The 15,780-nt window shown below is 45.5% G+C and carries 14 protein-coding genes; 4 read left to right on the forward strand and 10 right to left on the reverse strand.

Annotation, left to right across the window (positions count from 1 at the left end):
* The 3 genes from RIE73_RS38055 to RIE73_RS38065 all read right to left on the reverse strand — a co-directional run.
* On the reverse strand, window positions 1–819 hold an 819-nt coding region (locus RIE73_RS38055; protein WP_446406114.1), incomplete at its 3' end, for an RNA-guided endonuclease InsQ/TnpB family protein.
* Between the two features lie 170 nt (window positions 820–989).
* On the reverse strand, window positions 990–1,586 hold the full coding sequence (locus RIE73_RS38060) for an ATP-dependent Clp protease proteolytic subunit (RefSeq protein ID WP_446406115.1): 597 nt from the start codon (window positions 1,584–1,586) through the stop codon (window positions 990–992).
* A gap of 223 nt (window positions 1,587–1,809) precedes the next feature.
* On the reverse strand, window positions 1,810–2,466 hold the full coding sequence (locus RIE73_RS38065) for an ATP-dependent Clp protease proteolytic subunit (RefSeq protein WP_446406116.1): 657 nt from the start codon (window positions 2,464–2,466) through the stop codon (window positions 1,810–1,812).
* Window positions 2,467–3,195: 729 nt separating this feature from the next.
* Between RIE73_RS38065 and RIE73_RS38070 the strand changes: the two genes are divergently transcribed.
* The 3 genes from RIE73_RS38070 (at window position 3,196) to RIE73_RS38080 (ending at window position 7,888) form a co-directional block, all read left to right on the forward strand.
* Window positions 3,196–4,437 (forward strand): vWA domain-containing protein, encoded by a 1,242-nt coding sequence (locus RIE73_RS38070; protein ID WP_446406117.1) that lies wholly within the window; start codon window positions 3,196–3,198, stop codon window positions 4,435–4,437.
* A gap of 280 nt (window positions 4,438–4,717) precedes the next feature.
* Window positions 4,718–5,434, forward strand: coding sequence for a biliverdin-producing heme oxygenase (locus tag RIE73_RS38075; protein ID WP_446406118.1), 717 nt, complete (start codon window positions 4,718–4,720; stop codon window positions 5,432–5,434).
* Between the two features lie 1,935 nt (window positions 5,435–7,369).
* The gene (locus tag RIE73_RS38080) at window positions 7,370–7,888 is read left to right on the forward strand and encodes a proprotein convertase P-domain-containing protein (protein ID WP_446393940.1); all 519 of its coding nucleotides are present in this window, start codon (window positions 7,370–7,372) and stop codon (window positions 7,886–7,888) included.
* 260 nt (window positions 7,889–8,148) lie between these two features.
* On the opposite strand, the gene RIE73_RS38085 is transcribed toward RIE73_RS38080, so the two are convergent.
* The 6 genes from RIE73_RS38085 to trpB all read right to left on the reverse strand — a co-directional run bounded on the left by RIE73_RS38085 (window position 8,149) and on the right by trpB (window position 13,178).
* Window positions 8,149–9,492, reverse strand: a complete 1,344-nt coding sequence (locus RIE73_RS38085; protein ID WP_446406119.1) for a PrsW family glutamic-type intramembrane protease — start codon at window positions 9,490–9,492, stop codon at window positions 8,149–8,151.
* 216 nt (window positions 9,493–9,708) lie between these two features.
* Window positions 9,709–9,903, reverse strand: coding sequence for a hypothetical protein (locus RIE73_RS38090; protein ID WP_446368138.1), 195 nt, complete (start codon window positions 9,901–9,903; stop codon window positions 9,709–9,711).
* A gap of 81 nt (window positions 9,904–9,984) precedes the next feature.
* The gene (gene def / locus RIE73_RS38095) at window positions 9,985–10,551 is read right to left on the reverse strand and encodes a peptide deformylase (protein WP_446406120.1); all 567 of its coding nucleotides are present in this window, start codon (window positions 10,549–10,551) and stop codon (window positions 9,985–9,987) included.
* 129 nt (window positions 10,552–10,680) lie between these two features.
* Window positions 10,681–11,331, reverse strand: a complete 651-nt coding sequence (locus RIE73_RS38100) for a ribonuclease H-like domain-containing protein (RefSeq protein WP_446406121.1) — start codon at window positions 11,329–11,331, stop codon at window positions 10,681–10,683.
* Between the two features lie 44 nt (window positions 11,332–11,375).
* Complete coding sequence (locus RIE73_RS38105) at window positions 11,376–11,891, reverse strand: CAP domain-containing protein (protein ID WP_446406122.1); 516 nt, start codon at window positions 11,889–11,891, stop codon at window positions 11,376–11,378.
* A 27-nt stretch (window positions 11,892–11,918) separates the two neighbouring features.
* Window positions 11,919–13,178 carry a tryptophan synthase subunit beta gene (gene trpB, locus RIE73_RS38110; protein ID WP_446406123.1) on the reverse strand — a complete coding sequence of 420 codons (1,260 nt, stop codon included), beginning with the start codon at window positions 13,176–13,178 and terminating at the stop codon, window positions 11,919–11,921.
* Between the two features lie 128 nt (window positions 13,179–13,306).
* On the opposite strand from trpB, the gene RIE73_RS38115 reads away from it, so the two are divergent.
* Window positions 13,307–14,026, forward strand: coding sequence for a DUF4388 domain-containing protein (locus tag RIE73_RS38115; protein ID WP_446406124.1), 720 nt, complete (start codon window positions 13,307–13,309; stop codon window positions 14,024–14,026).
* Window positions 14,027–14,217: 191 nt separating this feature from the next.
* On the opposite strand, the gene tnpA is transcribed toward RIE73_RS38115, so the two are convergent.
* Window positions 14,218–14,652 (reverse strand): IS200/IS605 family transposase, encoded by a 435-nt coding sequence (gene tnpA, locus RIE73_RS38120; protein WP_446393934.1) that lies wholly within the window; start codon window positions 14,650–14,652, stop codon window positions 14,218–14,220.
* Window positions 14,653–15,780: the final 1,128 nt, after the last annotated feature.

Here is a 15,780-nt window from a genome sequence, read left to right on the forward strand (position 1 = left end):
GTGAGCCAATTTGTACTGATAGTCTTTCCGCTTGAATGCAATATGGTTATGCTGTTTCTCTACCTTGAGCCTAGCTTTTTCATAGTTTTTAGAACGCTTATTCTTCTTGGATAACCTGCGTTGTAGCACTTTCAGCCTACGGTGCATATCCTTGAAAAATTTACGTCCTGGCTCTATGAAACCATCACTGGTAGCCAAATAACTATTCAACCCGACATCTACCCCAATAAAGTGACCGTGCGGGACAGCATCAGGGATAGAGATATCAGATTGAATGGTGACGACAGCGAACCAACCCATCGCTTTTTTGATCACCCTGACCTGTTTAACCACAAAACCATCGGGGATTGGTCGATGTAGATTGATTTGAACCTTTAAGAGCTTGGGTAGTTTAATCTGCCATCCGGTTATGGGATTTACCTTGAACTGGGGGAAAAGTATTGACTTCATCTGCCCATACTTTTTGAACCTCGGAAACCCATAACCCCGCTTCTGGAAAAAGTCCCAAGCGTCATGTAGCCGCCTAACCGTTGTCTGCAAGACCTGAGCGGGTACCGCCTTTAGCCTTGGGTAATCTTTTTTCGCTTTGGGTAGATTGTTCTGTTGTTGCTGATATCCAGGAAAAGGATAGTCAGCCGCCATAATGTACTCTGACTCCTTACTACACCTATCTATTGGACACTTCCTTGAAGAAATCCAGTCCTTTAGTTCCCTGAGTGCGTAATTGTAAACACCTCGACAAGTTTCGAGCCACTCGTTGAGTGATTCGACTTGTTCGGCATCAGGATAAATTCGATAAGTGTAATTCAGAGTGATCATGTATCAACTATAGCTTAGTCTACTGGTAATGACTAACAGCAGTAGAATTATGATAGATGCCAATTAAAGGGGCATTGAACCCCCTTAATTGGCTTGGGGAGTGAAGGCATCCCAACGCTTGCGTCAAAGATTATGGCGTGGGACTTATAGCTCCCCAAACCCCTCGTCAGTTAACTTGCTCGTTCCTCAATCACTCGGTCAATCAGTCCGTATTCCTTCGCCTCTTGCGCGGACATGAAAAAGTCGCGATCGATATCTTTTTCAATCTTCTCAATCGTTTGACCTGTCTTATCCGCGTAGATTTGGTTAAGCTGACGCCGGATTCGCAAAATCTCCCTGGCTTCAATCTCAATATCCGTTGCTTGTCCACGCACACCGCCAGAGGGTTGGTGAATCATAATCCGCGAGTGGGGTAACGCCAAGCGTTTCCCCTGTTTCCCCGCCGCCAGCAGGAACGATCCCATCGACGCCGCTAAACCGACACAGATAGTCACCACATCCGACTTAATATGCTGCATGGTGTCATAAATTGCCATGCCGGCGGTGACTGAACCACCGGGGGAATTGATGTACAGATAAATATCTTTGTTTTGATCTTCTGAATCCAGGTAAAGCATTACCGCGATGATCTGGTTAGTAATCTCATCATCGACTTCTTTACCCAGAAAAATAATCCGTTCCCGGTAGAGACGATTGTAGATGTCAATCCAATCGCTATAAGGAGAACCGGGAAGTTGATAAGGAACCTTGGGGACACCAATGGGCATAATTTGCTCCGAATTCTAGAAAACGTTTTGAATGGTGGGTAAGGGCGGGTTTCACTACTATCGTTTTTACCTCACCCCGATGTGACTAAACCCGTTCCAACCGAGTTGTTCCAGACGTGCCATGGCGCGTCTTGTGTATAGGTGAGGGTTTAAGCTGTAATCTGAATGGTTTTCCCGAACCAGAACAGCAAAACTGTCCTAACTGTTAGTACCAGAGTCAGGATTAGGATGCACTCGCAGCTACAGCCGCCGGCACCTCATCGCTCTCTAACACCCGATCAATCAAGCCATACTCTTTTGCTTCATGGGGGGTCATATACAACATCCGCTCCATATCCTTGGCAATCTTTTCAGCCGATTGACCCGTATTGTTTGCCAAAATATCCATCATGGTGATCTTATTGGCTAGCACTTCCTTCGCTCGAATTTGGATATCTGTGGCTTGACCCCTGGCATAACTCTTGGGTTGGTGCAGCACAATGGAAGCATTGGGTAAACTTGCCCGACAGCCTTTGGTTCCCGCTGACAGCAGCATCGCCGCCATCCCCATTGCCGAACCAATACAAATGGTATGGATGGGGGGTTGAATGTAATTCATCGTGTCACAGATGGCAAAGGCTTCTGTCTCAAAGCCAATCGGTTCACCATCGTAACGGGAGGTTCCCGTGGAGTTGATGTAAATTTTAATCGGCTTGTCGGGATTGTCGTACTGCAAATACAAAAGTTCTGCCACAATCAATTCGGTAACTTGCGGCACCAAGGGCAAACCTAGATAGACAATCCGCTCATTGAGGAGCAGTGACGGTAAATCAGGTGGCGGGGTGCGGTAGTTTTGCCGACCATAGTAAGTTGATTGAACTGCCTGAATCGGTCGTTTCATCGTAAATTGGGGTTGGTAAGGGAACGAATGGAAACCCCTGTCATTTATGTATGGGGAGGATCTTGCCCTCTTACATAAACAGCAGTCTGACAGGACTTCCTCTCAAGGGAGAATGTATCGGCTCCATTTCCCGTGTACACGACTGCAATTTTAGGTCAAAACCCTTACCGCCTTGGATTTACTTGCTCCGGTGACATCTTGCATTTGTCTTTCGCTTGGGCAATTACAAGCTCAAAGTTTTCAACCTGTACGCATAAGGGTTAGTTTTTGGGGTATGGTTGCCCCTAACTCCCATTGCTGGGGTGACGTTAGCCTCGCCAATGTTAACGGTCGGTACTTTCCAAGTGGCACTGGCTTAACCCTTGTACACCTGTTTAACCACTCGGTTCTAGAGCATGGGACTGGCTTACGCGCTACGCGCACGCATCCCAAGGTAGGAATTTTAACGCTTGCCGTTAACGTAGACCTCGTAGGTCTTAGGCTGGTCAGGTACGGGCTTTATTCAAGCCCCCGGCTTATAGCCGTGGGGTTCCTGACGATCATCGGGAATGCAATAATGGCGCTATCTTTAAAACATAGTAGCGTGCTTGTGAAGTTGCCTGGGGGGGTTCTTTTGATTGATGGCGATTTGGGGTGTATCCTGAATAACCTCAGCTCTTCATTAGTACATAAGTATTACACCAAGGTTACTATAGTTACATTTTTTCACTGGCTTAGGAGTTATTAGACATGAAAGTTGGTTTACACCCTGCCCTCAGCGATACCAATCTTGATGCCAATCAACCCAGTTCCCAGCGTCAGTTATCGATCGCGATTCGGGCAATTACCCAATCGGAGGATCAGTCGCTCCCGTTGAATTTATGCTTAATTCTGGATCACAGTGGGTCAATGCATGGGCGCCCACTGGAAACGGTGAAAAAAGCGGCGATGCAACTGATTGAACGACTCAAGGAAGGCGATCGCGTATGTGTGATTGCCTTTGATCATCGTGCCAAGGTGCTGGTTCCCAATCAAGCGATCGATAATCTAAACACGATTAAATCCCAAATTCGCCAACTGTCTGCCGATGGGGGAACGGCGATTGATGAGGGGTTGAAACTGGGGATTACAGAGGTGGTTCAGGGTAAAGCTGACGCCGTGTCTCAGGTGTTTCTGCTCACGGATGGCGAAAATGAACATGGAGACAATGATCGCTGCTTAAAATTAGCCCAATTCGCGGTTGAGAATAAGCTGACGATCAATACCCTAGGATTTGGGGCAAGTTGGAACCAAGATGTGCTAGAAAAAATTGCCGATGCGGGGAGTGGTACGCTGTGTTACATTGAACAGCCGGAGCAAGCCGTACAGGAGTTTGGACGTTTGTTTAACCGTATCCAAGCCGTTGGCTTGACCAATGCTTACTTGTTATGTGAATTAATGGATGGTGTGCGGTTTGCCGAATTCAAACCTATTGCTCAAGTCGCCCCGGATACGATTGAACTCCCCCTACAACCCCAAGGTGACCAATTTGTCGTCCGCTTGGGCGATTTGATGACCGATGCCGAACGGGTGATTCTGGCAAATCTGTATCTGGGACAACTGTCTGTTGGGTATCAGGCGATCGCCAAGCTGCAAGTGCGGTATGATGACCCCGCTACGGGGGAAGAGGGGTTAAAGTCGGAACAGGTTCCCGTTGAAATTAACGTTCAGAGTACCTATCAACCGTCTCCCAATACCAAAGTCCAACAATCGATTCTGGCATTAGCCAAATACAGGCAAACCCAAATAGCCGAAGCCAAACTGCAAACAGGCGATCGCTCGGGGGCTGCCACAATGTTACAAACGGCGGCTAATACCGCGATTCAAATGGGAGACCAAAGTGCCGCCACGGTGCTGCAAACTAACGCGACTCGTTTGCAATCTGGGGAAGAACTTTCAGACGCCGATCGCAAGAAAACTCGGATTGTGTCTAAAACCATCTTGCAGGATTGAGGCTATAGCAGGAGAGGGAAGATGGGGAAGATGGGGAAGATGGGGAAGATGGGGGAGATGGGGCAAATTGTGTAGGGGCGGGTTTCACTACTATCTTTTCGGTTACACCCAGATGTAAATAAACCCGCCCCGACTTGACCAATGACCAATGACCAAAACTTCACAATTTTTAATATAAATTTTCATCATATCAGTTTAACCTAAGCCTTTGGGACAGTTTTGAATCCGTTTTGGACGTAAAAATACACAAGTCGTAAACCTTAGGGATAGGAAATTTAACATGAGTACCAATTTAGCCACTCAGTTGCGTGAGGGAACCAAAAAAGCCCACACCATGGCAGAAAACGTGGGATTTGTCAAATGTTTTTTGAAAGGCGTCGTTGAAAAGAACTCCTACCGGAAACTCGTCGCCAATCTCTACTTCGTCTATAGTGCGATGGAAGAAGAAATGGAGCGCCATCGCCAACATCCAATTCTCTCAAAACTCTACTTTCCCCAACTCAATCGCCAGAAAAGTCTAGAGCAAGACTTGTACTATTACTACGGTGCCAACTGGCGCGAACAAGTAGCGCCTTCAGCCGCCGGGAAAGACTACGTGCAGCGAATTCGCGACGTGTCCGCCTCTGAACCCGAACTATTAGTCGCCCATTGCTACACGCGCTATCTGGGCGATTTATCCGGGGGACAAATCCTGAAAAAGATTGCTCAACGGGCGATGAATTTATCTGAGGGTGAAGGTACAGCGTTTTACGAGTTTAACGACATTCCTGACGAAAAGGCATTCAAAGCTGAGTATCGTCAAGCCTTGGATGAACTTCCCATTGATGACGCCACAGCCGAACGGATTGTTGATGAGGCAAATGCGGCATTTGGCATGAATATGAAGCTGTTCCAGGAATTAGAAGGGAATCTGATTAAAGCGATTGGTCAGATGCTCTTCAACACCTTAACCCGTCGTCGGAGTGGTGGTAGCACAGAACTGGCTACGGCTGAATAAACCCTGGTTAAAAACCTTGTAGAGACGTTGCATGCAACGTCTCTACAATCTGTAAAAAAAAGATTTTATATACCGAATTTGGTATTAGCTGTGGAAAACAGGGGGAGACAAATGATAGCGGTTTTCCATTTAAAAAAAGACCAGTAGAGTAATTATTAGGAGGAACCCCAAAAGATTGGGCCAATAAAGCAGTTTAGGAATGAGGCTATCTTTATACTGAAAAGCAGGAAGATTAAACCGCGAGGAATACAAACGCGAATTAATTGCCACCAGCAAAATCAATAGATACAGGGCAAAGTAAAAATAATCAATCATTGTAGATGAATTAGTGATGATAACAATAAAGTCCTTGTGGACTTTATTAGCCAAATCCCCAGTAGTCGATTTCCTCAAGATTACATTCGTCCGCTCATCTTGATAGACTCACTAATCTTGTACACCTACAGCAGAAAATTAGCCTCTTATACCTTAATCCAACTCATACAAAAAGGCTCCAATGCAGAAAGCTTAAATTTATAGACGAACTCTTTTTTCGCCTACTTTTATTTTACTAATGGGTTGTTTCTGCAATATAACAAAGACTTTATGAGATGTCATTAAGTTTACAAACTTTTCTAATCAAGCCGCCTGCTGGATCGCCTCCCCTGTAGTAGGAAGCATCCTATTTTGGTTTTGGCAAATATATTTCTCTGTAGAAATTTAAATCGTTGTTTCCTCCAGCTCGCGCAGCAGTTCGGCTTTTCGGCGGCTTCTGCTGGCTGCTAGCGCCTTTTTACTTTCCTCAATCCGTGCCTTTGCCAAAGTAAACCTAGTTGATCTTGCCAGTGCATATAGCGCTTTCCCAGGGTGTGAGGTACACCTAAATGTAGGGGCAATGTAGGGGTGCAAAGCTTGCGCCCTTAACGATGTATCGCATCAAACCGGAAATTGCTATATCTATATATGATATGGATGCTGCTGTGCTTCTTAATGAATCTTTACAAAATAAGCCAAAATTAATCCAGCCAAGTGGTTGCCAACGTTAGCTGATTGCAATATTATTCAACATAGTGTAACAACGTCATACGCCAGTATGACAGAAACTGGATTTCAGAGCCTGAGACACGGTGGCTAGACCCTGGCAGTCTGTGACTTCAGTTCTATTTTGTGATCACGAGCAAGAATGTTACACCGATATCCTGCCAAAAGCCACCTCAATTGCACAAGTATTATCGAGTAGAACAAAGTTCCTGACTGGCTTCTACTATCCAGGAGAAGCGGGTTATAGAAACCTGGCTTGTCGGTACTTGGTTGAAAATGACTAGAGTTTGCTGTGGCTGGGATAGGGGATTTTCTAATGTCAAGAGAAAGTATACTTAATTAATTGTCAAAAAATTTTTGAGCGGATAATGCAACAAATCTTTACTAAAAAACAACTAAATTTACAAAATGAAGCTTTAAGCTTAACACTCTTAAGCATGGTGAGTTCAAAATTTATAATCAGACCTTCGGGAAGCGTGTATTTAAGTTTTTTCCAGAGCTTCGCGGATGAATTACGAATTTTTTTGAAAAAGATTTTTAATCTCTCGTCAGAGATTAATTAAAGCTATAGAGGATGTGATTTTATATTAAATTCACATAAACATCGGGACAACAACGTTGACGACTTAAGGCTGAATCGCTGATCAGGCAAGGAATACAGAAAATCGATATATCAGTTTAGTATCCATTAAATTGTTTTTTTTCAGTAAAGATCCCCAGAAGGACTAGATAGAAACGCCAAACTAATGCCATTATTAATTAAGAGGAGAGTATTGAATGGTCGCGAAATTAGAAAAAATCAAGGGTGTATTAACAGTGCGTAACAAAGCGCAAAGTTTATTAACATTATGAGTTCGCGATCGCTAGCGGAGTTTTACCTTTTGTCAACTTAATCATGTTTTGGAGTTATAACCTATGTCAAAGCTAATGAACCGTACCTCAACTGCCACTGTAGACGCTAAAATTGCCACATCTGCGAACTCCACCTATTGCGGTGGTGGTGGCAGCATTCCCGATGGAGTGGCTAGTTTCCAAGATGAGATTGTGGTGACTGAAAATATCGCAATTAGCAACGTCACCGTCACGCTGAAGAATTTAGAACATACTTGGGTAGGCGATTTGATTGCCCAGTTACGTCATCTCGAAAGCGGGGTTGTGGTTGATTTGTTCCGACGCCCCGGACAACCGCAATTTTCGTCCAGTGGCTATAGTAATGACCTGAATGGGGATTACAGCTTTAACGATAACTTTTCCCGTAGCTTTGACTCAGTAGCGGCGTCTCATGGGGTGATTCCCAGTGGTAACTATTGTGCAAGTCAGACTTTGTCTGTGTTTGAAGGACGCTCATCTGCTGGTACTTGGCAATTGATTATTAATGATTGCTCTGCGGGTGACTCAGGTTCTCTGGAGTCGTGGACTCTAAATTTAGAATAAATACAAAAGCTGACTAAACCTGCATTCTCAGGGAGAAAAGCAGAAATCGTTCATCAGTGCAAAAGGTTCTCCAAAGCATAAGTGTGTTGAGTTAGCACTTGAGAATACAGGTTAATTGGTTTCATCAAAGCGTAGAACCTTGACAGGGAAAAGGACTGTTGGCTCTGGCATAAAACAATCAACATTCCTTGGTCAATCGCTCCAATATAAAAATCCTCTGCTCTCTGGCTTATGTCTAGGGTGAGTAGAGGATTTTTATCTTAAAATAAACGGGTGGCGAAGTTTTGCGATCGCGTCGGCGAGATTGCCCTGGCTTTGAGAATGGCAGCGGCTAAACAGGTATAAGACAAAATCCCTACCACCGCCAACAATAAACTACTGACAAACCCACTAGCATTCCACAAGGCGTGGAGAATCGCCGCACACAGATAACCCGTTGCCAGAATTTGCCAAGCTTTTCGCGGTTTGAGAACACTTAAGCCGATAAAATAGCCAAAATAGCCACTATAAGCTATATGTCCAGCAACTGAACCCAGTAGACGGGGGATGAGTAATTGCAATCCCATCAGTTGAGCCGATCCTTGACCCGCTTGAAAGGTGACATTATCGATAATATCCGGAACATACTGTCCTAACGTTTCCAGCAGAGTAAAACCCACCCCTGACGCCGTACCTAACAGAATCCCATCCAATGGTTCCCAGACCCCAATCTGTTCTCGCCAAGGGGAACGTAGCAGTTTACCCAAGAAATACGCCCCAATAATCGGCAGGGCTTTGAGTAATTCCTCCATCAACCCCGCCCCGAAAAACATGCGGATTAGCAGAGACGTGAAACTGATCAGTTCCCCTTCTTGGGGTAAGCGTCCCGGTAAGATGTCGCGAAAAACGATAATCGATAGAGGTAACAACGGACTGGTTAAAATTAAACCCGTCGCGATCGCAGATCCCAATAACACCCACCACGGTTTTGGTTTACCACAGAGTTGGTAGACAAAATAAGAAGCCGCACCCGTTAAATAGGTTGCCAAGAGTAGATTAAACACCATTGCCTGACCGACCGCCATAAACATTAACACCACAAACACCACCGTGAGAATAGCGGGTCTCAGAAATGCCTTTTGGGTTAAATCTTGTCCGGTTGAAGCGAGGGGAAACAGTTGACTAAAGGTAACCGTATCGGGAGTTTTATGTGCGATTACACTGACAGATGTCAGCGATGAACTCGAAGGAACCGATGAGACTGGGGACGGAGACGGACTCAACTGGCACTCAAAAATAAACTGAGGACCATCTTGACCCAATTCAATGCGATCGCCCGCATGTAATTGACAGCATCCCCGTAACGGATACCCATTAACGTAAGTGCCATTAATACTATTGAGATCACAAATTTCCCAACCCTGATGCCAGGGTGAACAGGGACGAATCGTAGCATGACGCCGCGATACAATTAAATACTGATTCGGGTTTAAGGCAATTTGGCAGCTTGGATCACGACCAATCACCGTCTCCTGATCCTCAGACAAGGGATAGGGAGATAGATGTCTAGCTGTACCTCTGCCAGCAAGAGGTCGCAAAAATCCACGGCAATGTTGACCAGTCATCCGTAATGTCCGTGAGTTTGGAAACCGTGTCTCAAACCATAAGCCTATCTTGGCAACACTTCACGGTGTATGTTTGTACGAGCGTTTATTTTTAGCACAGGGGTTCGCTTCCTCCCTAGGGGTTGACCAAAGACCGGATCGGGACACGGCAGTGCCGTGCCCCTACAATTAAAATTCTAAAGGACAACAGACGCCAAACCCCAAGGTGACCTAATTCTACTGATTTGCCCTGGCATCACGAACAGCCGCGTAGAACAAAAAGCCACTCAAGGGAATACTACCCGCCAGGATAATTTCCGTGACGGATACACCCAACTGGGGTGTTCCTGAGGAGAGTTCAAAAATTGAGCCAACAGCCGCAATGGCGGTAATACAGGAACCCATCAAAAATAAACCGCTTTTTGGTGTCATTCAATTAAACCTAAAAAAATTGGTAAAAAGTCCATGGATTGCTCCATGGACAAGGCATTAGCACAGTTATGCTGAGATTGTCTAAGCATTAAACGGTTTAACCGCTTGGGTAGAAAAGCCATACTTTTGCAGTTCTTCTGCCAAAACCAATCCATTTTCCACCCGATCCACAAACATCACCCCAGTCAGGTGATCCATTTCATGTTGAATGGCGCGAGAGAGTAGACCATCTGCCTTCAATCTTTGCGGGCGTCCATTCTCATCTTTGTAGGCAACGTCCACCTCTACCGGGCGTTTGACATCTAAATAGACCCCAGGAACACTTAAACACCCTTCTTGGGCATCACATAAACTTTTACCAAAGCGCTTAATCGTGGGGTTGATCAGAATTAATGGAGGATTTTCGGGGTTATTCGGTTCGCAGTCGATAACAATGATTTGTTTATTTACCCCAACCTGTGGTGCTGCTAATCCGATACCATCTGCGCTATACATGGTTTGCAGCATCTGATGTGCTAACTGTCGGATGCTTTGGTCTACTTTAGCCACTCGCTTGGCTGGTTGACGCAGAACGCGATCGCCCAGATAGTGAATCTCTAGCGGCGGGTTGTCTAGTTTTTTCTTTTCGACAATAACTTGAGCAGTCATAGGCATGGGAAACTCGTAAATCCAGCAATCTTATTGACACTTCCTTGTTTTTATCCTAGCAGTTCTCACTCTGGGTGGAATTCGGTTCATCCACCCTTGAGCAACAGAGGGTCTCTAGGGTAGGGTGTCTTAATGTTCAAAGATATCTCGATAGAGGAGCAAATCCAAAGACACCATCACGGATAACGCCTCAAAGCACTCTTGGGCAAGTTGCCAACGCTCTTCTCGTTGCAACATGGTAATCAGTTTCTGCCGCACAGACAGCAAATAACGGACATCATTCGCTGCGTAGCGAAGTTGTTCATCCGACAGGTTATCGGGATTCCCCCAATCTGAACTCTGGGAACTTTTATCCAGTTCCACCTGTTCGAGATCCATGACTAAATCCTTCAGCCCGTGGCGGTTGGTATAGGTACGGGCAAGTTTACTGGCAATTTTTGTACAAAATACAGGTTGGACGTAGATGTCCAGATTTTGGCGTAAGATGGCGAGATCGAAACGGGCAAAGTGAAAGACTTTTAAGACGGTTTGGGCTTCCAGCAACTGCTTCAGATTGGGGGCTTCGGTTTGTTTTTTATCAATGCGGATCACCGTAACTCGGTCTTGGGGGTCACACAGTTGCACCAGACACAAGCGATCGCGCTGATAAATCAGCCCCATGGTTTCCGTATCAACAGCAATCGCTTCGGCGTTTAGATAGGTCTTCAGTAGGGCGTCAGGAAGATCGCGATCGCACACTTGAAATTCTGCCACGTCTTTCTCGATGGGTGGATGAGTCATCAGATATCTGAATTAGGAATTATCAATAATGAACATAGGACAAACTACTGCCGCTTGATGAAAATCTGGGTAAAGTAATAGTCTCCCTTGGCATTTTTGCTCACGCCAATCCCGGTTACATCAAAATCCCCTTCAATATTTTTTCGATGTCTTGGGCTTTTTAACCAACCTTGCACCGCCTGTGTCGCCGGGTCAGAATAACCCTGATTATAGGCAACATTTTCCGCCGCTTGACGATAGGACATGGATTGGGCGATTGCCCGGACTCGTTGTTCAAATCCCTCATGACCTAAGGGGACGCGCCCGGTTGCCATTGCCTGACTGTGGCGTCTGGCGTGCTTGCTAATGCCCGCATCTAAGGTTAACGGGGGCAGGTTTTGGGAACGGCGATATTGATTAATCTGTTGATGCACCGCCGCCTCCCAATTGGTGAATTCACCGTCATTGGACTGGGGAGACACGGGTGCAGGAGATTCGGCTTGACTCACTGGGGTTTGATTGACACTCAACGCCAAATCACAACTACTGAGTCCTAACGTTAGTAGCAGGAATCCACTCATCACAAAAACAGATCTTGACCGCACCGTTTAATCCTGAGAGTCTAACTGAATAAACTTGGCAACCGTTTGTACATCTTTATCACCGCGACCCGAACAGTTAATCACAATTTTCGGACTGCCCTGAAGTTGAGGACAGAGGATGTCCAGATACGCGATCGCATGGGCGGTTTCTAGGGCAGGGATAATTCCTTCGAGTTCCGATAACTGGCGAAACGCGGCGATCGCGTCTTGGTCGCTGACGCTATAGTATTCCGCTCGACCGCTATCTTTCAAATAACTGTGTTCAGGTCCAACACCCGGATAATCAAGTCCCGCACTAACGGAATGGGCTTCTACGACTTGACCGTCGGTATCCTGGAGTAAATAGCTCATTGCCCCATGCAGCACACCCGGACGTCCTAATGTTAGGGTAGCGGCATGTTTCGTAGACGTTACGCCTTCCCCAGCGGCTTCAACACCAATTAAGCGGACACTCTCGTCGTTGACAAATTCGTGGAAGAGTCCCATGGCATTGGAACCGCCACCGACACAGGCTAACAAGATATCCGGTAAGCCGCGCCATTTTTCGTAACATTGAGCGCGGGTTTCTCGACCAATAATCGCTTGGAAATCACGCACCAACAGGGGATAGGGATGGGGACCTGCCACAGAACCCAGAATATAATGGGTGGTTTCCACATTCGTTACCCAGTCGCGAATCGCTTCTGAGGTGGCATCTTTAAGCGTACCCGTTCCCGCTTCCACCGGTTGCACCTTTGCCCCCATCAGCCTCATGCGAAACACGTTCAGGGCTTGGCGTTCCATATCCTGAACACCCATATAGATAATGCATTCCAAGCCAAACCGCGCACAAACTGTTGCCGTTGCCACACCATGTTGACCCGCCCCAGTTTCTGCTATAATCCGCTTCTTGCCCATGCGCTTGGCTAATAAGACCTGAGCTAAGGCATTATTGATCTTGTGAGCGCCAGTATGATTTAAGTCTTCCCGTTTCAAATAAATTTGCGCTCCACCGCCATCAGGTCGGGCATAGTGGGCGGTTAACCGTTCCGCGAAATATAGAGGACTAGGACGCCCGACATAATCATGCAGTAACTGGTGTAATTCCTGCTGAAAATCTAGCTGGTTGCGGTACTGTTTAAACGACTGCTCTAACTCGAGCAGCGCTGGCATTAAGGTTTCCGGCACATACTTGCCGCCAAATTTGCCAAAACGCCCTAAGGCATCCGGTTGTTCGTTTACTACATCGGTAGAGGAGCGGGAATTAGGAAGGGGAGTTTGGGTCACAGAGCAAGATCGCCAACAACAACACCCACTCATTATAAATATAAATCGTGACCTGACCGAATCTGGCGATCGCGATGGAGTTCAACGGTTAATCGAGACAATAGTTGTAGGGGTTCAATTCACCAGCCATGTCCATTACAGGATTTCTTTCTGATTTTTCTCTGCCGGAAATTTTTCGATTTATCGATCAGGGAAATAAAAGCGGCGTACTGATGCTGCGATCGCGCTCCGAATCAGGAGCTGCCTCGTCTTATTATCTTTGGGTAGATAATGGGAATGTTATCACCGCCGCCAACCAATTGAACGATGAAGGGTTACTTTCGCTGATCCAGCAATACGAGTGGGTAAGTAACCGTGTTGTCACGAAACTGGCTCAGTTGTGTCCAGCCGATCAACCTCTAGGATTGTATCTGAAACAGCAAGGAGCATTGCGGGGTGAACAACTCGAACATTTGTTCCAAGTTCAAATCGTACAGCAACTGTGTTTAATCTTTCAACTCAAAGATGCTCACTTTAGATTTGAACAGCATAAGCCGAGTCCAACACGAGAGATGACCGGGTTGCAGTCGCCCGCCCGGATTATCGAGGTTTTGTTCCAAAAACTCATTGTTCTAAGACAACTGTTTGCCGCTCGAAATCTGCGGTATAAAGGCGATGGTAATAGACTGTCGGAACATTTTTGTCAGCAACTGGGATTGACGATGGATATTGCCTTTTTTCATTGCCTCAAGTTATCCTTGTTTGACATGAATTATACTTTGGCTGATTTGGCTAAAGTTGTTGATATATACTATCGCCCTTATGACATTCCTAAATCAAAGTTTTCAGCGGCAAAAGCTTTAGTTTAAGGTTTTTTGATTACACTCAGATCACTGTCACTGACATAAGTTAGGGACTGGTGAATAAGTGTTTGTGGTGGGGAGAGGCAACAGGGAACAGGCAATAGGCAATAGGCAATAGGCAATAGGCAATAGGCAATAGGCAATAGGCAATAGGCAATAGGGTAATCCCTGTGCCTATTTTAGTCCCATATCATACCTCATCGGGATGTTGGAGCATCATCTTCATAATTATCTCGTTCCAAGGATGGGATTACTGTGCCTTGAGAATGATGCTGCTTTTGTTGACTCACGTAGGCAATCGCTTGATCAAGTTGTTTGCCTCCCAGGGAAAAAACACCATATCCGCGCTGCCAACCAAACTTGGCTGATGTGGGAGGCGAATCTTGGTTAAACTGATGGGCGCTACTTCCTTTAATGTATTTGACAAAATCCGCGATCGCAAGGCTTGGCGGGATAGATGTCACTAAATGGATATGATCTTCTATACCCCCAATGGCGTGAATAATGCAACCTCGCGAATCAGCTTTACCGATAATATAGCTATATAATTTCGGCTCTCGTGCAGGAACAATCAACGGTTGGCGTTCTTTTGTCGCCCAGACGAGATGATAGTAAAGCCGCCAAAGCGCCATAATATTCTGACTTGATAATTGGGATTAACTTATAGTATTATTGAATCGTCTTCAGACGACTTCGGCTATGAACCGGGGAATTGATTTCCCGGCGGATGAGCGGGTTTCAGCATAACATTACTGGACAATAAATTGCTCACCCTCACCCCTAACCGGAAATAAATTTCCACCAATGATAACATATTGATTGGATTTATGGCTATGCGGTCACACCATTTTCAATCAATTCTCACCACGTTAACATATTGATGGGATTTATTGCCATGTGGTCGCATCATCTTAAATCAATTCTCATCACGTTAACATATTGATTGGATTTATGGCCACGCTGTTACACCGCCTTGAAATCAATTCTCACCACGTTAACATATTGATGGGATTTATTGCCATGTGGTCACACCATTTTCAATCAATTCTCATCACGTTAACATATTGATGGGATTTATTGCCACGCTGTTACACCATTTTCAATCAATCCTCACCACGTTAACATATTGATTGGATTTATGGCTATGCGGTCACACCATTTTCAATCAATTCTCACCACGTTAACATATTGATTGGATTTATGGCCACGCTGTTACACCGCCTTGAAATCAATTTCAAGGCTTATAGCAAAAGTCCGTTAAAACGGACTAACTAATATATAATTGCTCCTCGGAATAGAATCATGTTCTGATCATCAGAATGAGCTTGTATTTTTACGGAGTCGTCTTCAGACGACTTTGGCGATGAGCCGGGGAATTGATTCCCAGGCGGATGAGCGGGTTTCAGCATAACATTACTGGACAATCAATTGCTCACCCTCACCCCTAACCGGAAATAAATTTCCACCAATGATAACATATTGATGGGATTTATGGCTATGTGGTCGCATCATTTTCAATCAATTCTCACCACGTTAACATATTGATTGGATTTATGGCCACGCTGTCACACCATTTTCAATCAATTCTCACCACGTTAACATATTGATGGGATTTATGGCCACGCTGTTACACCGCCTTGAAATCAATTCTCACCACGTTAACATATTGATGGGATTTATGGCCACGCTGTTACACCGCCTTGAAATCAATTTCAAGGCTTATAGCAAAAGTCCGTTAAAACGGACTAACTAATATATAA

This window comes from Coleofasciculus sp. C1-SOL-03 (assembly GCF_040220555.1).
GTDB lineage: Bacteria > Cyanobacteriota > Cyanobacteriia > Cyanobacteriales > Coleofasciculaceae > Coleofasciculus.